Origin of the sequence: Acinetobacter sp. WCHAc060006 (assembly GCF_004209135.1) — a bacterium.
Lineage (GTDB): Bacteria > Pseudomonadota > Gammaproteobacteria > Pseudomonadales > Moraxellaceae > Acinetobacter > Acinetobacter cumulans.
Genome location: NZ_SGSS01000009.1, coordinates 14,999 through 34,492 on the forward strand (window position 1 = coordinate 14,999; position 19,494 = coordinate 34,492).

The 19,494-nt window shown below is 41.5% G+C and carries 18 protein-coding genes and 1 pseudogene; 7 read left to right on the top strand and 12 right to left on the bottom strand.

Annotation, left to right across the window (positions count from 1 at the left end):
• Nucleotides 1-31: 31 nt before the first annotated feature.
• The 3 genes from EXE29_RS07085 to EXE29_RS07095 all read right to left on the bottom strand — a co-directional run bounded on the left by EXE29_RS07085 (nucleotide 32) and on the right by EXE29_RS07095 (nucleotide 3,673).
• A complete protein-coding gene (locus EXE29_RS07085; RefSeq protein ID WP_106985109.1) occupies nucleotides 32-2,020 on the bottom strand; it encodes an ATP-dependent helicase in 1,989 nt (662 codons plus the stop codon).
• Between the two features lie 174 nt (nucleotides 2,021-2,194).
• On the bottom strand, nucleotides 2,195-2,524 hold the full coding sequence (locus EXE29_RS07090; protein WP_117006809.1) for a hypothetical protein: 330 nt from the start codon (nucleotides 2,522-2,524) through the stop codon (nucleotides 2,195-2,197).
• A gap of 18 nt (nucleotides 2,525-2,542) precedes the next feature.
• A complete protein-coding gene (locus EXE29_RS07095; RefSeq protein WP_117006810.1) occupies nucleotides 2,543-3,673 on the bottom strand; it encodes a glycerate kinase family protein in 1,131 nt (376 codons plus the stop codon).
• An 81-nt stretch (nucleotides 3,674-3,754) separates the two neighbouring features.
• Here EXE29_RS07095 and EXE29_RS07100 point away from each other — a divergent pair.
• A pseudogene (locus EXE29_RS07100) lies at nucleotides 3,755-4,208 on the top strand (carboxymuconolactone decarboxylase family protein).
• Nucleotides 4,209-4,264: 56 nt separating this feature from the next.
• Here EXE29_RS07100 and EXE29_RS07105 read toward each other — a convergent pair.
• The 7 genes from EXE29_RS07105 to EXE29_RS07135 form a co-directional block, all read right to left on the bottom strand.
• Nucleotides 4,265-4,837, bottom strand: coding sequence for an HdeD family acid-resistance protein (locus EXE29_RS07105; protein WP_120364373.1), 573 nt, complete (start codon nucleotides 4,835-4,837; stop codon nucleotides 4,265-4,267).
• A gap of 129 nt (nucleotides 4,838-4,966) precedes the next feature.
• Entirely contained in the window at nucleotides 4,967-5,728 is a 762-nt protein-coding gene (locus EXE29_RS07110; protein ID WP_120364372.1) for a hypothetical protein, read from the bottom strand.
• A gap of 6 nt (nucleotides 5,729-5,734) precedes the next feature.
• A complete protein-coding gene (locus tag EXE29_RS07115; protein WP_120364371.1) occupies nucleotides 5,735-6,718 on the bottom strand; it encodes an NYN domain-containing protein in 984 nt (327 codons plus the stop codon).
• A gap of 97 nt (nucleotides 6,719-6,815) precedes the next feature.
• Nucleotides 6,816-9,458: a type I DNA topoisomerase gene (gene topA, locus EXE29_RS07120; protein WP_106985399.1), complete on the bottom strand. Its 2,643-nt coding sequence runs from the start codon at nucleotides 9,456-9,458 to the stop codon at nucleotides 6,816-6,818.
• A 32-nt stretch (nucleotides 9,459-9,490) separates the two neighbouring features.
• Nucleotides 9,491-9,940: a hypothetical protein gene (locus EXE29_RS07125; RefSeq protein WP_106985398.1), complete on the bottom strand. Its 450-nt coding sequence runs from the start codon at nucleotides 9,938-9,940 to the stop codon at nucleotides 9,491-9,493.
• Between the two features lie 331 nt (nucleotides 9,941-10,271).
• The gene (locus EXE29_RS07130) at nucleotides 10,272-11,264 is read right to left on the bottom strand and encodes a hypothetical protein (protein WP_117006815.1); all 993 of its coding nucleotides are present in this window, start codon (nucleotides 11,262-11,264) and stop codon (nucleotides 10,272-10,274) included.
• 197 nt (nucleotides 11,265-11,461) lie between these two features.
• Complete coding sequence (locus EXE29_RS07135) at nucleotides 11,462-11,707, bottom strand: SlyX family protein (RefSeq protein ID WP_106985396.1); 246 nt, start codon at nucleotides 11,705-11,707, stop codon at nucleotides 11,462-11,464.
• A 34-nt stretch (nucleotides 11,708-11,741) separates the two neighbouring features.
• Between EXE29_RS07135 and EXE29_RS07140 the strand changes: the two genes are divergently transcribed.
• The 6 genes from EXE29_RS07140 (at nucleotide 11,742) to EXE29_RS07160 (ending at nucleotide 17,383) form a co-directional block, all read left to right on the top strand.
• Nucleotides 11,742-13,640: an ATP-binding cassette domain-containing protein gene (locus EXE29_RS07140; RefSeq protein WP_106985395.1), complete on the top strand. Its 1,899-nt coding sequence runs from the start codon at nucleotides 11,742-11,744 to the stop codon at nucleotides 13,638-13,640.
• A gap of 175 nt (nucleotides 13,641-13,815) precedes the next feature.
• Complete coding sequence (locus EXE29_RS17705) at nucleotides 13,816-14,043, top strand: hypothetical protein (protein ID WP_228198742.1); 228 nt, start codon at nucleotides 13,816-13,818, stop codon at nucleotides 14,041-14,043.
• Between the two features lie 6 nt (nucleotides 14,044-14,049).
• Nucleotides 14,050-14,334, top strand: coding sequence for an aromatic acid exporter family protein (locus EXE29_RS17710; RefSeq protein ID WP_228198740.1), 285 nt, complete (start codon nucleotides 14,050-14,052; stop codon nucleotides 14,332-14,334).
• Between the two features lie 107 nt (nucleotides 14,335-14,441).
• Entirely contained in the window at nucleotides 14,442-15,203 is a 762-nt protein-coding gene (locus EXE29_RS07150) for a 3-oxoacyl-ACP reductase (RefSeq protein WP_120364370.1), read from the top strand.
• 104 nt (nucleotides 15,204-15,307) lie between these two features.
• Nucleotides 15,308-16,243: an LpxL/LpxP family acyltransferase gene (locus EXE29_RS07155; RefSeq protein WP_120364369.1), complete on the top strand. Its 936-nt coding sequence runs from the start codon at nucleotides 15,308-15,310 to the stop codon at nucleotides 16,241-16,243.
• Nucleotides 16,244-16,273: 30 nt separating this feature from the next.
• On the top strand, nucleotides 16,274-17,383 hold the full coding sequence (locus EXE29_RS07160) for a glycosyltransferase family 4 protein (RefSeq protein WP_117006819.1): 1,110 nt from the start codon (nucleotides 16,274-16,276) through the stop codon (nucleotides 17,381-17,383).
• Nucleotides 17,384-17,494: 111 nt separating this feature from the next.
• Here the strand turns inward: EXE29_RS07160 and EXE29_RS07165 are convergent, their stop codons facing one another.
• Both EXE29_RS07165 and EXE29_RS07170 read right to left on the bottom strand, forming a co-directional pair.
• Entirely contained in the window at nucleotides 17,495-17,812 is a 318-nt protein-coding gene (locus EXE29_RS07165; RefSeq protein WP_106985390.1) for a hypothetical protein, read from the bottom strand.
• 483 nt (nucleotides 17,813-18,295) lie between these two features.
• Complete coding sequence (locus tag EXE29_RS07170) at nucleotides 18,296-19,408, bottom strand: endonuclease/exonuclease/phosphatase family protein (protein WP_106985389.1); 1,113 nt, start codon at nucleotides 19,406-19,408, stop codon at nucleotides 18,296-18,298.
• Nucleotides 19,409-19,494 lie beyond the last annotated feature (86 nt).

Below are 19,494 nucleotides of genomic sequence, written 5' to 3' on the forward strand. Positions count from 1 at the left end.
CTTGCGTGCTCAATCACGTCAATCCACTATTTTAATCGAGATCGATGCCAAAATCTAAATTAATCGACTTACGCTCAATTAAAGCAGTTTTTACTGTTTGTTCACGTTGCTTATAATGTGTTTCCATCGTACATAATTGACGCGTCATATCATTAAAAAAGTAGCTTTGAACTTTGCGTCCTTGCTCATCAACGGTTTCACGCGCCCAATGATTTAAGTTTTGCTTGGTTAAAATCAATTCATTTTGCGCACGAGTTAAAGCCACATACAGTACACGGCGCTCTTCCTCTACGGCATCAAAATCGCCTGCAGCCCGTGAGTTTGGATACTGTCCTGGGCTAACATTGGCCACATAGCAGACTTTCTGTTCTGTCCCTTTGGCAGAATGAATAGTAATTAAAGTCACGACATCGGTATCGGATTGGCGTTCAATTTCAGAAATAGATACCGGATCAAGCACATAAGCTTCTAAAAACTCTGCCAATTGATCGTGCTTAGACGCCAGTTGTTTGACCAACTCAAAATCACCTTGGCGACGTGGCCAATCCTTTTTATAGTTCTCCGCCAACTGCGTTTCAATCGCTTGAATGGCCAAGCTCACACACGCTTTAACCTGATCTTTGAGCACCGACATTTGCTTCATGATCAATATCGCTTCTGCAGGCACTTTACCAAACTTCTCTAATTGCTTTGCAATACCATCAATGTCGTGTTCAAGTAGCAATTGCTGTGAAAGCTTACTCGCGCCTACATCCCCCACACCATTCCACAAGGTTAAAAAGCGCATCCAAGCAATGTCATCAAGTGGATTAGACATGAGGCGAAGCAGGCTCATCAGATCTTTTACATGCGCTGTTTCAAGCAGTTTCATGCCACCAATAAAGCGATAAGGTACGTTGGCAGCAATGCAGGCTGCTTCAATACTACGGGCGGCAAAGCTCGAACGTACCAGCACCATGTGATCTGACCATTTGTTGCCTTGTAAATAATGGCGCTCTTTAATATCAATCGCAATCCATTTGGCTTCATCAAATTCATTTGGGAAAATATGCATTTTCGGCTTAATGCCTTCCCCACGATGCGCATCTAAACGTTTGTCATATTTAATTTCAGATTCATCTAATAACCAATTAGAGAGGTCTAAAATTTCTTGAGTCGAGCGGTAGTTTTTTTCCAGTTTAAAGATTTCAGCATTTGGCACTCGCTCTTTAAAATGATGAATGTTTTCAAAGTCTGCACCGCGAAAGCCGTAAATGGACTGCGCATCGTCACCCACGCAAAATAAACTTACACGATCCTTCAATGGCTCTAATAAAGCCCATTGCAAGGGATTGGTGTCCTGCATTTCATCGACCAACATATAACGACAAATCGACGCCACATAATCCACTAAACCATCAGACTCCGCCAAAGCCTTCGCCACAATGGCTAAAATATCATCATAATCTAAAAATGCACGGGCACGTTTGCGGGCTTCGTACTCTTTCATAATGTCCGCAATCTGGTCTTTGAGCGCCAAATATTCGGGCATTTGTTTTTCTAGTGCTTCACTCAGTTTTTGACGGGTATTGCGTGCATAAGAATATAGATCGCAAAGCTCAGCAGGCTTAGGTAAAAAGTTAGGATTTTTTTTATCGTCGCGCCCACGAATCAAGCGAAACATCATATTTTGATCATCACGATCAATAATGGAAAACTGCTCTAAACCAAAAGCTTTTGGAATACGGCGTAGCAAGTACATACAAAAAGTATGAAATGTCGATGCTCGCAAGCCCTGTGCTTGATCGCCCAAGGCCAGTTCAACACGTGCCACAATTTCACTGGCCGCACGACGGGTAAAAGTTAAAATTTGAATTTGATTGGCTGGTACACCTTGATCAATTAAATAAGCTGCACGCGCCACGATGGTTTTGGTTTTACCACAACCTGCCCCTGCCAAAACCAAGCTATGCTGTGCTTCTGTTGTTGCGGCTTGTTTTTGTTGCGGGTTTAATTCATTAATCAGGTTGGCTAAACTCATGGTGTCTCATCGTACGGGTTAGGCCTATAGTTTAGCAGAGCTGTATGCAGAAAACTTGATGAACAAAGCTAAGCTGAGATCACAAGAAAGGCGCAGTAGCGGTACAAAAGTGGCTGAATTTCATTTTGTATCAGCCAATTAGTTTATACGTATTTTAAAAATAAGCATAAAATATTATCGATACACTCTGATGGTTTTATTGTCTAGCACTTCATAGCTCAGACCCAATCGCTGAGTAGTCACATCAAGATAAGTTAAAAAATTTTGATCTCTTAAATTGATGGGAAAACTCCTTTTTTTATCCACGCTTTGATCAATCACAACTTTAATCCCTTTTTCATGCTGAATGAGATATGCGGCTGTTTGAATTGAATTATCATTAAATCGAAAAGACGTTTTATTTCCTTGTTTTAATCTGTCTTTCACTTCATGAGTGGCATCCGCATGAGCAAAGCCAAAACTCTGTAGACCCAACATCGACACTAAAAAGATTATTTTTTTCATCGTTGATCTCAATAAACATTATTTCAGTAATTTAGCTATATTTTCACACGCTTTTTGCAAGTTCATTTCCGCATTTTTGAATGCATCTTCCAAGGCACAATTTGGTGGATTAATCCCAACAATCTGCGTAAATCCTAAATCATAAAGTTCAGCTATACTCTCACCCACCACACCAGCAAAAGCAATTACAGGCTTATTGAACTGCTTCGCCACCTGCGCCACGCCATACGGTGTTTTACCCAATTTGGTTTGATGATCAATTTTACCTTCAGCTGTCAGCACATAATCCGCCTGCGCAATTTTTTGCGCCAGCTTCGTCTGCTCAATCATCAGCGCTATGCCTGATTGAATGGATGCGCCTGCAAAAGCCATCAGACCAAAACCGAGTCCACCTGCGGCGCCTGCACCTTGAACATTGCGTAAAGTACAACCCAGTGTCGCTTCAACCACATCAGCATAGTGGCTAAGGTTCTGGTCTAACTGTTGTACCATCTGCTGTGTTGCGCCTTTTTGTGGCGCAAAGATATAGGATGCGCCATTTACACCACACAACGGGTTATTGACATCACTGGCAATAATGATTTCGGTCTGTGCTAAACGAGGATCGAGTTGGGTCACATCGACCTGTACGACTTGATGTAGATTTCCGCCACAGACCTCAATTTCTGTAGCTTGATCATTTAAAAATTGAACCCCGAGTGCCTGTGCCATACCAGCACCGCCATCATTGGTTATGCTTCCGCCTAAGCCAATAATAATTTTATTTACGCCTAAATCTAATGCTGCCCTGATCATTTCTCCCGTGCCATAGGTCGAAGTCAGTGACGGATTTCGGGCCCTAACTGTCACAAGATGAATACCATTGGCTTTTGCCATTTCAATAACTGCGGTTTTCCCCCCATCAATAAGACCAAAATAGGTATGAATACGTTGATTAGGCAAAGGCCCTCTAACTGTGATTGCATGTGTTTGCCCATAGCAAACACTGAGTAATGCATCCACAGTGCCCTCACCACCATCGGCCATTGGAACGGCAATAACATCTGCATGTGGAATAACATTTAAAATGGCACGTCGCATTGCGTTACAGGCTTGCTGCGCACTCAGACTTTCTTTAAATGAATCGGGAGCAAGAACAAAAGTGGTCATCTCAATGCTCAAAATAAACCTTGTCCTAAACCATAACGGTTTTAAAATAATAGGTATATCTAAATATCAAAAAGGTTCGAAATGTCTCGAATTAACTTGGGTCAGTCTGCAACTGAACTGTATAAAAAAGTTGCCGAACTAGATGCTTTGGCCATGCAAAAAGTCCAAGAAGCACAGTTGAATGAAGGAAGGCTTTGCACATTTGCTTAAACTCCGTGCCTCACAAATTAATCAATGTGCATTTTGCATTCGGATGCATGCTCAAGATGCCCTCAAAACAGGTGAAAGCGCAGAGCGAATTGCGCTTTTGAATGCTTGGCGTGAAACTGAATACTATGATCAAGCAGAACGAGCAGCTTTAGCTTTAATGGAAGCCATCACGCTTATTGCCGTAGACCAAGTGCCCGATGCGATTTATGAAGATGCTTTACCCTTTTTAACGGATGCACAAATTAGTGCCATTGAATGGCTAGCGATTGTCATTAATGCATGGAACCGAATTGCGATTAGCAGTCGCTACAGCGTGAAGCCTTAATTGCATACTAAAAAGAGCGCCTTAGCGCTCTTTTTTACATCTCATTACTTCTAAGCTTATTGATCTGCCGAGCTCTTTGGCACTTCACGGCGAATATATGAAGCCAAAGTCAGATAGTTAATTCCTTGGAATAAAATATCGACTGCTAAAAATAACCCCAACACCCAAAATGGCGCATCAGGCGACATGAAGATAATCACGCCAGTAATTAAAGTCAGTAAGCCTGAAAATAAAGTCCAACCCCAGCCTTGTATCGCACGGAATACAAGCGCACTCAAGACACGAATCACACCTGCAACAATTAAGATAATCGCCAGAATATTGGTCAAGATAATAGCCGTTTTGACTGGCGTACTAAAGGCATAATACCCAGCAACCAAATACAAAAGACCAAACAACGCCCAAAGCCAGCGAAACCCACCTTCAAAAATTTTAAATGCGGCCACAAAATGCAACAGGCCACCAATCATCATGAGCACACCAAAAATAAACACCACAGACAGTGTCGCAAAAGGCAAAGCGGCTAATAAGACAACGCCAAAAATGGTCAGTAAAATACCCAAGCCTAAATACCATTTACGATTTTCATGTAATTGATGTCGAACTAAATCATTTCCTACTGTTCTCATATTCTTCTCAAGTCAGATGGCTTTATTGAGTTGTAACACGTTCTGTGCTTAGGCAAAAGTCCAAAAGTTATACACAGTTTTCCATCAAATCGTACTTAGGACTGTGGATAAAATTTGAGTTATCCATAGTTAAGGTTTGAGCCAACCGACTTCTTGTGCTGTTTGTGTATTGATCAATGTTTGCGCTAAATGCTCTGGCATTTTACTTTGCGTCGCTGAAACTGGAATATGCCCAGCCATGAGTTCAGCCTTAGCCTGTGGATAGCGCGGTAACTGTTCTGGATACGCATAACCCTGCGGAAAAATCGGTTGCCCCGTTGCTAAATCATACTTATCGGTTGCGCCAAAGGCATGTAAAAGCTCATGTACCAAGACAATTTTATTTTGCGCACTTTGCTTTTTGGATGCGAATAAATTCACTGAGCCGATGCGTCCATTTTCAAGTGCTGTTGAATGCTTTAACTCTCGCGTTTGGCGCGGATCATAATAATTTAGATACAGCGTTAAGCTGGCAGAACCATCACTTTTTTGCTGATTGTTCCATGCATAAAAACGGAACTTTAAGCTCCATAACATGACATCTAAAATATTGGCCTGATCGGGTACTTTGGGAGGCAACTGTTTCAACTCACGTCCTAAACGGAAGTAAAAATAGGTCGGTTGCCCACGAAATTGCTGCGCATAGTTTTGTAAATATTGCTGTGCGCCATCTAAATCTCGCTCCGAAAGATGTTGGATATAGGTCTGAGTTGTCGCTAAACCATCGGCATTAATTGGATGTAATAATACAAATACAGGCTTGTTCCAATCCTGATTTTTATCTCTATACGCGTTGAGAGCAACAATCCCCAACACGATTAATAAGCACAGAATTCTTATTTTTTTCCACATGTTAATTTAAACCAAGACACGATTTACTTTAATATATTTGTTTTTTTCAATATCTTTAAAATCAATCCATCCTGAATGAATTGTCTCAATTGCTTCCTCATAATTTCTTATATTTAAATCTGTCTTTTTTAAGTATTCAATAACATCTGACATTTTTGCCCAACCATCATTGACGGCATATATATTAATTGCTTTTTGAACTAGCCGTAAAAAAGAGCTAAAACTACTTTTCCGAAGGTACATTTGGCTACCTTTCATTTTGGTCTCAAACACACCTAGTGCCTTAATTAATGTTGAAAGCTTATCTGATCCATAGTTTCTTGTATCAAAATCAGGCTTTACCGCATTAATATACCCTCCAACTAAACCTAAATAAGCCCATCCACTATCGTCTGAATTATCTTTCACAGCCTTATAAATCAAATTTAATGTAGCTTTATCTATATCTAATTTTAAATTTTCTTTTTCGAGTTTTTCATTTTTTAATGGCTCTTTAATATTATTCTTACTATCTGTTAGATCAGTTGCCTCTCTCATCTCTTCTTTTTCAACTGTGAGCAGATTTTCAACCGAAATAAATTTATCACATGCTTTCTTAAATGCTTCTGGCGTAGTTTTTTTTCCAAAACCAAAAACAGTAAGCCCGTTTTCACGAATACGGGATGCTAATGGCGTAAAATCACTATCACTTGAAACAATGCAAAAATCATCTAATGCGCCTGCATACAATAAATCCATCGCATCAATAATTAAAATCATATCCGTAGCATCTTTACCTTTTGTGTAGGCAAATTGCTGTACAGGCGTAATTGCATGAGGAAGTAAAACATCTCTCCAATTTTTTAATGTTTCACTACTCCAATCACCATATACTCGCTTGACACTAGCTATTCCGTATTTTGCGACTTCTTCAAGTACCGAAGGTATCGCCTGTATAGATGAGTTATCAGCATCGATCAAAACTGCAAATTTTTTAGTTTGTAATTCCATCTTTCCCCACAAAAAATTATTTATTTCAAATTGTTGCCTTTATTTATATTGCCATAAAAAATGCCGGCAATCGCCAGCATTTTTTACATCTTAAAATTTACGCTTCAATCCACTTTCCATCTTGGTAAACCAATGACCACTTGGTTTGTTTCCCTTCAGGCGTTTCAGAACCTACATATTGTGCTTGGTTCTTACGGCTAAATTTCACCAAGGTTGGATTACCTTCAGGGTCTACATCTGGTGCTTGTAAAATAAACTGATATTTTGGATCCAGTTGTTCTGCAACACTGCGTAGCTCGGCTACTTTTGGCGCACGTGTTTCACGAATTTTCGGGAACTTGCTAGCAGCCAAGAATAAACCTGCAGCACCATCACGAAGAACAAAGAAGTCGTCGTGTTTTACTGAACGGAGATGTTCCATCTTGATTGGATCAACACGCGGTGGTGCAGCTTGACCATTCTTCAGCACTTTACGCGTGTTATCACAACTTGTGCACGCGAAATACGGGCCAAAGCGACCAGTTTTCAGTTGCATCTCGCCATCACATTTGTCACATGGAATGGTTGGACCATCATAACCCTTAATTTTGAACTCACCTTCTTCAAGCTCAAAACCATTACAGTCTGGGTTATTACCACAAATATGTAATTTACGACCGCCGTCAATCACGTAGCTGTCCATCGCTGTTTCACAGATCGGACAGCGTTTTTTCGACATTAAGTCCGCTGTTTCTGCTGCATCATCATCAGATAATGCCGCTAAGGACTCAACAGGTGTTAAGTTTAATGTGCCTTTACAACGCTCTTTAGGTGGCAAGTTATAGCCTGAACACCCTAAGAAAACACCCGTCGTACCCGTACGAATCTGCATTGGACGTTCACATTCTTTACAGTGAACAGCTGCCACTTCTACAGGTAAATTACGGCGCATACCGCCTTCACCTTGCGCATTGGTTAAACGTGTTTTGAAATCACCATAAAAGCTATTCAGTAGCTCTTTCCAATTACGCTCGCCATCTGCAACTTTATCCAGCTGACCTTCTAAGTCTGCGGTAAAGTCATAGTTCATTAGGTTATTAAAACTTTCATCCAAGCGGTCTGTCACAATCTCACCCATCTTCTCTGCAAAGAGACGACGGTTTTCAAGCTTCACATAACCACGGTCTTGAATGGTTGAAATAATAGCGGCATAAGTCGATGGGCGGCCAATGCCTTTTTTCTCTAACTCTTTGACCAATGATGCTTCAGTAAAGCGTGCTGGTGGCTTAGTAAAGTGCTGTGATGGATCTAACTTTTCAAGTTTGAGCACTTCACCGACTTTCACCGCAGGCAACAGTACATCATCATCAGATTTGTTTTGCCCACGTACTTTGGTAAAACCATCAAACACTAAGGTACGACCTTTGGCTTTAAGTTCTACGCCATTGGCATCCACTAAAATAGTCGAAGATAAATATTCTGCTGGCGTCATTTGGCACGCCACAAACTGACGCCAAATGAGGTCATATAAGCGTTGAGCATCACGCTCTACACCCACTAAGCTATCGCCTTTTAAACCCACAGTTGAAGGACGAATCGCTTCATGGGCCTCTTGTGCACCGGCTTTGTTGCCATAACGATTTGGCTTGGCTGGTAAATACTTCTCACCAAACTCAGACTCAATATGGCCACGAACCATATTTACCGCATCATCACTCAAGAATGTTGAGTCTGTACGCATATAGGTAATAAAACCTGCTTCATACAAACGCTGTGCCAGCATCATGGTTTTCTTCACAGAGAAACCTAAACGCGTGCTGGCTGCTTGTTGCAATGTTGAAGTGATATACGGCGCGCTTGGATTGACCTTGGTTGGCTTATCTTCACGTGCTGAAACGGTATAGTTGGCATCTTTTATCAGATTTAATAACGCATCAGTTTGCGCTTTGTTCTGAAGTTTAAGTGTTTTGCCATTTTGCTTTACTGCTTCTAAGCGAATGTCATCTTTTGCAGATTTGGTATCTGCAAAGACTTGCCAGTATTCCTCTGGAATAAATGCACGAATATCTCGTTCACGCTCGACCACCAGCTTAACCGCAACAGACTGTACTCGACCTGCCGATAAACCACGGGCAATTTTTTCCCACAGCAATGGCGAAATCATAAAGCCAACAACACGGTCCAAGAAACGACGTGCTTGCTGTGCATTCACTTTGTTGGTATCTAAGCGCGATGGATTTTTAAAGGCTTCTTGAATGGCATTTTTGGTGATCTCGTTAAATACCACACGCTGATAACGTGAATCGTCACCACCAATCACTTCTTTTAAGTGCCAAGCGATCGCTTCCCCTTCACGGTCCAAGTCCGTTGCGAGATAAACCTCGTCAACCTGCGAAGCAAGCTTTTTCAGTTCTGAAACGACATTTTCTTTACCAGGAAGCACTTCATAATGCGCTTTCCAATCATGTTCTGGGTCAACCCCCATACGATTAACCAAAGCATTTTGAGCTTTTTCAGCCTTCTGTTCATCGGTTAATTTGGTACGAGTTGCAGGTTTTTTTTCTGCAGTTTTTGCTGAGCCACCTGTTGGTAAGTCACGTACGTGACCCACAGATGATTTAACAATGTAATCCGAACCTAAATATTTATTGATTGTTTTCGCTTTTGCAGGCGACTCCACAATCACCAAGGCACGCTTCTTACCAGCTTCGGGAGATTGCGCTGTGCTGCTTTTTGATGTGGACCGAGGAGCGTTCGCCATAATTAACCATTAATCCTGTTTTATTTAAATAATTAAAGTTCAGCCAAAGAATGTAAATATGCTTTCATATCTTCAAGCTGTGTTGCTCTGAGGTCTGATTCTTCATCCCAGAATATACCCACACAGTTCGCCTGCATATCAATAGCATAAATGCCCTTTAATGCAACGGGTAAATCCTTAAACTTGTCGTCGCCATACACCAATTCTAGTTTTTGATCGACCACACGCGCACGCATTAAGGGCAAGCGAGCATCTGGAATTAAAACACTGTAGTACGCCACCATACTGGCACGTTTCTCAGACGCCATTGGGATTTTTGTCCACTCTGGTGCGGCCACCAAACGCGGGTGCAAAGACATTTTTCGCGCCTTATCACGCATAATGCCCAAAGCCTTTTCACGAGGATTGACCCGAAGTCCAAAAATAGACCCTAACACAAACACAACAATGAAGACTGTAATCCAAATTCCAGTATTTTCCATAGCACAACCTTTACGTTCCTTTATTAGAGTTGCACAAGCACAATATAAAAGGCAAGATCAAAATAATTAATGCTCAGCTTATTTGTTCATTTTCGATAAAATGAATCCTTTGATTTGCACGGCTTTTGTGCCATTCCGCCTTTTCTTCCAACAGCGTGTCGTCTAAAAAGGCCTGTACTCTAAAAACTGGCCTATGTTAAAACAAGCTTTTATTCGCGTTCTGTGACAATCACGTAAAACACTGATGATTTATTGGGCATCTCTAACAACCAGCGAAATCGTAGGCATGAAAAAGGCGATTTTTTAAAACCGCCTTGGATCGACATGCGCATTAATTTAAAAACATTTCATGACTATAAATGACTTCATGACCATTCCAATAAATATAACCTTTATCCAATAATTCTTTGAGTAATAAACGAATATCAGATTGCGGGAACATTTCACTCAGCACATCACGTAGCGCATAAATATCTTTGGGTTTTTGCGCATTTAACAGGTTAAGCTTTTTAATGACTTCCAACTGTACGGGGTCAACTTGCGCAAAGTTGCGATATAAATCCAGTACTTGTATATCAGAATCCCCGACTGATTGTTCTTCACCTGTAGGTTTATTTAGCTGGGCCATAGCGTCACTTAAATTGGTCACAGGTGCAACCGATTCCGTTTGCTCTAAATCCAGTTTTAGCCACTGTTTGAGTATCTTTTTACGGAAATTCACCTGCTCATCATAGCGCTTTACAATTTTCAGGTTAATCAACATTCCCACCAAATGCTGTGCTTTTTCTGGCAAAACTTGCAAGATGTTTTCAACTGAATTTCTCAGTGCTTCAACCGTATTTGGCTTACCTGTCATTTTACCTAAAGCATCGCAATATTTTTTCACCAATTGCAAATGTGGTTTCGCCTTAATGGTGCTTACACTCGGCAAATGATGCTGTTGACTGTTGTCCTCAACTACTTCTTCTTGAATCTGAATTAAGCTACATGAAATATCGGCATTACTCAGCATATCCAACAGCATTTCGCTACTGTCCATCGCCGAGATAATTTCGACATGGCTGTCTGATTCCAATAAAGCCATTAATTGCCCAACCACAACAGCATATTCAAATTCTTTTTGCGCCGCACTTGGCGTGTCTAGAATAATAATCTTCCCACTGCTGACCCAGCTTGAAAATTCGGTTAAATCCTCAAGCGAATATTCAAAATATCCTTTGCAATTCAATAGATATAAAACAGGATAATGTTCAATAATTTCGCGCAACAGACTGGCCGTTGGCATATTATTTTCTAAATCAAGCAATACGGCTTTGGAACTCATAATCAGAAAAATCGTGCAGGAATTTTATTCAGATGCGCATTACAGCGGTACATACCGCAAAGGTCAAGCGATCTTATTCAGGAATTGTAAATCATCATGAATTTAGCAAATGCAATGTCAAACACACAGAAGCGTTTTCCATTGAAAAACGCGCATCTATGATATTTATTTGCATTTATCCAGTATGTATCTGGCCATTAATAGTGCGGTGGGCGATTGGTCATTGGATCGAAGGCTGCAATTCCTTCAGATAAATCTGCAGACTCAACGCGCTGGTAAAGTAGCTGCATCTGCTTCTTTAAATTAGCTATTTCCACCGATTGAAGTGCGACTTGATCATTCAGTTGTTCAACTAAATCGTCTAAAAATGCAATTCGGACTTGCAAATCTTCAATGGGTGCGGAAAATGACGCCTGATTATCCAAATTCTGTTGTTTAGTCATTTTAAGTCCTCATTTGAGATTTTCAGGAAACATTATGGCCTATATTACTTTAAGGGATGTCCAACTAGCGTTTGGTGGACCTGCCTTGCTCGACGGCGCGAATTTTAACTTAGAACGCGGCGAACGAGTGTGTTTGATTGGCCGTAATGGTGAAGGTAAGTCTACTTTACTTAAACTGATTGAGGGAAGTTTATTGCCCGATCATGGCGAAATTGCACTACAAAACGGCATCACCATTTCGATGTTGACGCAAGATGTACCCATGTCATCAGGTAAAGTTGCAGATATCGTTGCCGAAGGTGCGGGTGAAGCAGCCGCAATTTTAAAAGCCTACCATGAAGCCAGCGAATCATGTGTACTGGGTGATATGGATGCTTGCGAACGCATGGGCGAATTGCAACATCAAATGGATTTACATGATGGCTGGTCACTTGAAACTAAAGTGAATGCCATTTTAAGCAAAATGGGCCTAGACCCAGAAGCAGACCTTTCAGACTTATCTGGTGGTCGTAAACGTCGTGTGCTCTTGGCACGTGCTCTATTAACACAACCTGATGTGTTATTACTCGACGAACCAACCAACCATTTGGATGTTGAAAGCATTGAATGGTTAGAAAAGTTCTTACTCGATCAAAACAATTTAACTTTATTGTTTATTTCGCATGACCGTGCATTTGTCGACAGTCTAGCTACACGTATTGTTGAATTAGACCGCGGTATTTTGCGTAGCTATGAAGGTAACTATTCACGTTACCTCGACCTCAAAGCACAGCAAATGGAAGCTGAAGAAAAGCAAAATGCACTGTTTGACAAACGCCTAGCTGAAGAAGAAGTCTGGATTCGCCAAGGCATTAAAGCGCGTCGTACGCGTAATGAAGGCCGTGTTCGTGCTTTAAAAGAACTTCGCGAGCAATCCAAAGCACGTCGTTCACAACAAGGTAAAGTGACGATGGCGACGCAAGAAGCGAGTCGCTCAGGCAAAGTGGTATTCGAAATTGATAACCTAAGCGTACGCTTTGGCGACAATGCACCAATTATCAAAGATTTCTCTGCATTGGTATTGCGTGGCGATCGTATTGGCTTAGTAGGTGATAACGGTGTAGGTAAAACAACACTGATTAAAGCCATTTTAGGTGAACAAGAACACACTGGCGTAGTAAAAACAGGTACTCAACTTGAAGTGGCATACTTTGACCAATTACGTAATGCACTTGATCTTGAAAAATCAGTAAAAGATAACGTATCTGAAGGTTCTGATCATGTCGATGTAAATGGTAGCCGTCGTCATATTTACAGCTACTTACAAGACTTCTTGTTCTCTCCAGAACGTGCGCGTACGCCAGTAAAAGCACTGTCTGGCGGTGAACGTAACCGTATCTTATTGGCTAAGCTCTTACTTAAACCATCTAACCTCATTGTGATGGATGAACCAACCAACGACTTAGATATGGTGACCTTAGAACTGCTTGAAGAAATGCTCGGCAACTACAAAGGCACTTTATTGTTGATTTCGCATGACCGTGCATTTATGGACAACGTTGTGACCTCTACATGGGTATTTGATGGTAAAGGCACCATTGATGAATATGTGGGTGGTTATCAAGATTATTTAGAGCAACGCCCAGATCAAACAGTCGTTGATCAAAAAAGTGCGGTAAAAAAAGCCGTTGCAAAAGCGGAAGCTGCAGCCACTGCTCCTGCAAAAAAAGTGAAGTTGAGTTATAAAGACCAACGTGCGCTGGATCAACTCCCTGCCGAAATTGAAGCCTTAGAACAGGAGCAAGCACAGCTTTCTGAAAAGCTTGCAGATGGCTCTTGGTTTATGAAAGATGCAGATGCAGCGACTCAAGCTTCACAGCGTTTGGCTGAAATTGATGATCTGATGTTAGAAAAAATGGAGCGCTTAGAAGAATTGGAAAATATGACCAAGTAATTCTACGCACACAAAAAACGCCACTTCATGTGGCGTTTTTTGTGAACTGAAAAAGCGATCCTCTAACAGCACATTTTGCTTCAAAATAAGCCTGAAGATTGCATTAAGATGATAGACATCTCGCATTCACTTTAACTTCAACCAATCCACTGATTTAGCCCAGCCTAGGACCCGTATGCATTCAAAAGACTTTGCCAATACCGTGTATGTGGTCAAAATTTTATCTTGTGCCATTATCATGGTTTTACTGGCATTAATTTTTGATAAAGACAAAGACACCAATTTCTTTTTATGGGGCTCATTAACTGCATTTTTCACCCTGCAATATGACTTAAAACAAAAAATTAACTTTAACCAAGTCACGGGCAATTTTATTGGCTCAGTGGTCGGAATTATCATTTAGATTGCCATGTCCAAAGCCAATTTTTTACACCTCTATTATATTAATTTGGAATACTTATTTTTGGTGATCGGCATTACCCTCACCACCATTATTTGCGTAAGCTGTAAGGCCAGCCAATTTACCGGCATTGCATTATCGAGCTTTTTGATTGTCACCGTGTACGACGTTGGTCATCACACAATTGATGGCGCATTATTAAGAATTGTCTACTGCTTAATTGGCTGTCTCGTCGCTTTTTTAATTGAAAAAATTTCCTTAGCAATTTTGAGTAAAACATCACATCTTAGTTAAATACATATTGAAAAGAACCTGATTGGTGATTCTGACTTCAATCAACTTTGGTTTTCATCCCAAAGCTTGCTATGGTGCAATGCAGAATGCTGAAAAAGGATGGAAATATGCACATTAGTGATCAAATTGTCTTAGTGACTGGTGGTGCACGTGGACTCGGTTTAGCCATTACACAAGCACTGATTGCAGAAGGCGCAAAAGTGGTGGTGAACTATCATTCAAGCCAACACACAGCGGCGCAATTGATGGCACAGCACCCAAAGCAAGTATTTGCAGTGCAAGCCGATGTGACCAACAAAGCCGAAGTTGAACGTTTATTTGCACAAGCTAAAGCACACTTTGGGACAGCCATTCATTCCGTTGTTAACAATGCTTTGGTACATTTTGAATTTAATGGTGATGCACGCCCAAAACTAGAAGACCTCACTGCTGAAGGCATGACGCGCCAATTTGATGGCGCTGTATTGGCTGCACTCTATACCACACAAGCAGCCCTTGCCGATATGAAACAAGCAGGCTTTGGCCGCATTGTGAATATTGGAACCAATTTAGTCCAAAACCCTGTCGTGCCTTATCATGACTACACCACCGCCAAAGCTGCATTATTGGCTTTTACCCGTACAGCAGCGCAAGATTTGGGCCAATATGGCATTAACGTCAATATGCTATCAGGTGGTTTACTGCAAAGCACCGATGCCAGCAAAGCAACGCCAGATTTTGTTTTTGACTTAATTGCATCTTCTACCCCGCTACGCCGTGTAACCACACCAGACGAATTTGCCGCTGCGATTCTCATGTTCTTATCACCTTATTCACGTGCGGTAACAGGTCAAAACCTCATTGTTGATGGTGGCTTAGTCAAAGGTTAAAGCAAGTCGCTATTTTCAACCTTGTGTGCAGGTTGAACTTTCTCTTTCAATTCAGCTTCATGCTAAACTGAATCCTATATTTAACCTGCATACCCTTCTTTTTTATGAGCCAACAGCCAGATTACCAACCCGGTGAATTTCAGTGGTCCTTTTTATTGCCCAAATATTGGGGAATTTGGATTGGCATTGTATTCCTGATGATCTTGGCCATTTTGCCTTGGGCCATTCAGCACCGTTTGGCCAAAATCTTGGGCAATACAGCATTTAAACATTTAAAGTCACGTCGTAAAACAACGCTACGTAATTTAGAAGTTTGCTTTCCAGAATGGTCAGCAGAAGAAGTTCAGCACAATGCTCGTCAAGTTTTTATCGATCAAATGATTGGCATATTTGAAACCCTCAATGCATGGTATAGCCCGCAGTGGTTTAAAAATCGGGTGAGCATTGAAGGTCTAGAGCATCTGCAACAGGCTCAAGCCGAAGGCAAAGGCGTATTACTCTTAGGTACGCATTCTACGTTGCTCGATGCAGGTGGTTATCTATGCGCTCAATATTTTGAACCCGATGTGGTGTATCGCCCGCAAAATAACCCACTGCTCGACATGCTGATTTACCGTTGCCGTAGTACCATTTATGCCAACCAAATTGATCATGACGATATGCGTGGCTTAATTCGCAATTTAAAAAATGGCCATGCCATCTGGTATAGTCCAGACCAAGATTTTGGACTCAAACAAGGCGTGATGGCACCGTTCTTTGGTGTTCCTGCTGCCACGGTTACGGCGCACCGTCGCTTGCTTAAAATTTCAAAATCAGTGGCTATTCCACTGTATTTTTACCGCACAGGTGATATTAAAAATCCGCGCTATCATGTTTTACTCGAGCCGATTGTAGACAATCTACCGAGTGAAGATGAAGTCGAAGATGCAATTCGTGTGAATAAAATTATTGAAAATCAGCTTCGTATTGCGCCCACTCAATATATGTGGTTTCACCGTCGCTTTAAAAGTCGCCCAGAAGGCTACGACGAAATTTACTAAAACACTTACCTTGATCAGTAGAGAATATTCATGAAAGTCATGCAGCTCTTACCCGAATTAAACAGCGGTGGCGTAGAACGCGGCACCTTAGAAATCGCGCGTGCCTTGGTTGCAGACGGTCATGAATCTTTGGTGGTGTCGCATGGTGGGCGTTTAGTCAACCAATTAGAAACGGAAGGCTCTAAACATTGCACTTTGGCAATTCATAAAAAAGCGCTCTCTAGCCTGTGGCAAATTCGTCCATTACGTCAGCTCATTGAAGCAGAACAACCAGACATTCTACATGTACGCTCACGTGTGCCTGCATGGCTGACACATTTTGCGCTCAAAGGTATTCCTGCACATAAGCGTCCGCACCTGATTAGTACAGTGCATGGCTTTTACTCGATTAATCGTTACAGCCAAATTATGACGCAAGCCGAAAAAGTCATTGCGGTATCGGACAGCGTGGTGCAGTACATTCAGGACAATTATAAAAACTGTCCCCCCCAAGATATTGTCAGAATTTTCCGCGGTATTGATCCTGTGGCCTTCCCACATGGCTACCAACCCTCAGCCCAGTGGATGATCAACACCTATAAAGATTTTCCACAATTGGAAAATAAATTTGTAATTTGCTTACCAGGTCGGATTACCCGACTCAAAGGACATGAAACCCTAATTGATTTGATGCAACAACTGCATAGCCAATATCCACAGTTACATGCCGTGGTTGTCGGTGGTGCAGATCCTAAAAAGGCAGCCTATTTAGAAGAAATGCAAAACACCATTGCCACGAAAGGACTCACCGAGCACATCACTTTTGTGGGTCATCGCTCTGATATTCGTGAATGGCTGGCATTAAGTAATGTGGTTTTATCTTTATCAAATCAAGCCGAAACTTTTGGTCGCACCGCACTTGAAGCCCTGTCTTTAGGTACGCCCGTTATTGGCTGGAAGCGTGGCGGTGTTGCAGAAATTTTAAGCCGTTTATACCCACAAGGTCTGATTAATGTAGATGATCAAGTGGCATTAATACACGCCATTCAACAACACATTGACACGCCACAACAGGTCGCAGAAGTCACAAGCTTTAGCTTAAAAGAAATGTGTGATCAAACTTTAGCGCTGTACAAACAAGTTGTTCAGGCTTCAAACTAACAAGCTCATAATCATCAAAAGCCGACACATAGCTGTCTGCTTTTGATGGTCTGATGGCTTTCAAATAGGGTCTTCGTTAAAAAAGCAACCTTGTTTCAACTACCCAAAAATCTACCCACGCCAAACGCGATAATACGCACTCAGCCAAATTAATAAGGGCATCAGGCTCATGTGGAGTATATTCCGTACACTTTCAGTGACACGCCAGTAGCCACGTTCTAAAATATCGTGCCGTGCCCCAAAGAGTTCCAAGGCCAAAGCCAGTCCGAGCACAGCCCAAATGGCATAATGTGATTTCAGTTGCCGCTGATGACACAGTGCAATCACAAAGAAAATAACCAACCCTAAATAAATATGACCTGCATCGGTCGATAAATGTGCCCACTGCTGAAAAGATATCAACCCTGTGCTCAGGCTCTGCATTGCCATACTCCATACTCTTATTTTTGTGTCGTACTTTTTTTCGAGCTTATTTTAAGCCGCAGAGATGACATAAGAAATACAGACTATCGATCTATTCTGGATCGATAAAAATGGGATGTTTAAAGCACAAAGCATGTGAATGCCGATAATATTGTACATAAAGCAAAGCCCGAGTTTTGCATCCTGCATAACTCGGGCTGATGAGGTTGTGCTTTCACAAGTTTTATTATTGTTTTTTTTCAGTGGCGTTCCTTTCCTGCATCATATCCATGATGACTTGATCCAATCGGCGTTGTCTTCCATAGCTGGGATGATCCATTCCCGATTCCTTTTGCCGATGAAATTAGAATATGTCAATACGTTTAAACTGACCATTCGTCAGAGTCCTAAAGACTTGTAAGCCATTTCCTACATCGTGTATAGCGCCAGTAAAATATCCGTCGACTGTAGCTGTTTTTGAACTGCATCTTAAACCGCCCAAATCGTGTTTTATGGCTTATAGTCCTGTGCAATTTCATCCGTCACAGGCTTTTCCTCACGCTCTGCTTTTTCAATCCCCTCCTGAATCGCTTCTTGTGCTTCCGCTTCGTCATCATCGGTTTGTGTCAAAGACTCTTGCACATGTTCGAACGCCCGGCCCGTCTGAAGGACGACATATACAGGAAAATGATCTGAACCCACATGTGTTACGCGTTCCATGTGGACCAAGGCAAAATCAGTACTATGAAAAATATGATCTAAAGACCAGCGTAAAAATTTATAATCCGCGTGAAAGGTATTGATATATTTACGACCAACACGCGGGTCAAGCAACCCACTAATACGCTGAAATAACCGTGTTGTTCGCGACCACGCTACATCGTTTAAGTCTCCCATCACAATACAGCTTTCATCTAAATCTTTAATTTGATCACCCACAATTAGCAACTCTGCATCTCGCAACGTGGAGTCTTTGGCTTCGGTTGGGCTCGGTGGTTTGGGATGCAAGCAATACAGTTTCACTAAATTGCCTGACCGTAATTGCACGGTGGTATGAATGGATGGAATTTCATCGCTCAAAATGAATTTAACTTCAGTGTCGCGCAAAGGCAGACGACTATATAAATGCATGCCATATAAATTATCCAGTGGGACAGGCACTCGATACGGATAGTCTGCCTCAATGGACGATAAAGCATTTTGCCAAGTTTGATCAGTTTCTAAGGTCAGCAATAAATCGGGTTGATATTTCTGTACTTGCTCAAGCAATAAGTGATATTGAGTATTCGGTGTCAGCACATTTGAAACCAAAATCGAAATTTGCTGTTCGGGATTGAGCTCCGCCTCCGTCACTTGCTTGACTTGTTTTTTCCACAAGAAAGTATATGGCAGCACCATTTTGAGTTGATATGCTATTGCTGCCATTAGCAGTAATAAAATCACGCTACGACTCAGCGCCCAAGGCGCAGGCCAAAACATTAGTAAAAGCCATGCAATTGCACCTAATGCTAGAAGTTGTAAACGTGGAAAATCTGCACCACGAAACCACCATTCATCACGTGGAATCAAGGACCAAAAGCTAAGCCAAATAACAATTAGGGCCAGACCCTCTATCCAAAACATCTACTGCACTCCTTATATTCTAATTTTTTTATTCATTTATAAATTAATATCAATTTTGCATGTAACATAAACAAGATATATTGCAC

Coding starts and splice junctions, on each gene's coding strand:
- EXE29_RS07110 (WP_120364372.1), bottom strand. CDS start 5,728: ATGTGGAAAAAAATAAGAATTCTGTGCTTATTAATCGTGTTGGGGATT.
- EXE29_RS07160 (WP_117006819.1), top strand. CDS start 16,274: ATGAAAGTCATGCAGCTCTTACCCGAATTAAACAGCGGTGGCGTAGAA.
- EXE29_RS17710 (WP_228198740.1), top strand. CDS start 14,050: ATGTCCAAAGCCAATTTTTTACACCTCTATTATATTAATTTGGAATAC.
- EXE29_RS07140 (WP_106985395.1), top strand. CDS start 11,742: ATGGCCTATATTACTTTAAGGGATGTCCAACTAGCGTTTGGTGGACCT.
- EXE29_RS17705 (WP_228198742.1), top strand. CDS start 13,816: ATGCATTCAAAAGACTTTGCCAATACCGTGTATGTGGTCAAAATTTTA.
- EXE29_RS07135 (WP_106985396.1), bottom strand. CDS start 11,707: ATGACTAAACAACAGAATTTGGATAATCAGGCGTCATTTTCCGCACCC.
- topA (WP_106985399.1), bottom strand. CDS start 9,458: ATGGCGAACGCTCCTCGGTCCACATCAAAAAGCAGCACAGCGCAATCT.
- EXE29_RS07095 (WP_117006810.1), bottom strand. CDS start 3,673: ATGACCACTTTTGTTCTTGCTCCCGATTCATTTAAAGAAAGTCTGAGT.
- EXE29_RS07125 (WP_106985398.1), bottom strand. CDS start 9,940: ATGGAAAATACTGGAATTTGGATTACAGTCTTCATTGTTGTGTTTGTG.
- EXE29_RS07085 (WP_106985109.1), bottom strand. CDS start 2,020: ATGAGTTTAGCCAACCTGATTAATGAATTAAACCCGCAACAAAAACAA.
- EXE29_RS07090 (WP_117006809.1), bottom strand. CDS start 2,524: ATGAAAAAAATAATCTTTTTAGTGTCGATGTTGGGTCTACAGAGTTTT.
- EXE29_RS07130 (WP_117006815.1), bottom strand. CDS start 11,264: ATGAGTTCCAAAGCCGTATTGCTTGATTTAGAAAATAATATGCCAACG.
- EXE29_RS07170 (WP_106985389.1), bottom strand. CDS start 19,408: ATGTTTTGGATAGAGGGTCTGGCCCTAATTGTTATTTGGCTTAGCTTT.
- EXE29_RS07105 (WP_120364373.1), bottom strand. CDS start 4,837: ATGAGAACAGTAGGAAATGATTTAGTTCGACATCAATTACATGAAAAT.
- EXE29_RS07115 (WP_120364371.1), bottom strand. CDS start 6,718: ATGGAATTACAAACTAAAAAATTTGCAGTTTTGATCGATGCTGATAAC.
- EXE29_RS07150 (WP_120364370.1), top strand. CDS start 14,442: ATGCACATTAGTGATCAAATTGTCTTAGTGACTGGTGGTGCACGTGGA.
- EXE29_RS07155 (WP_120364369.1), top strand. CDS start 15,308: ATGAGCCAACAGCCAGATTACCAACCCGGTGAATTTCAGTGGTCCTTT.
- EXE29_RS07165 (WP_106985390.1), bottom strand. CDS start 17,812: ATGGCAATGCAGAGCCTGAGCACAGGGTTGATATCTTTTCAGCAGTGG.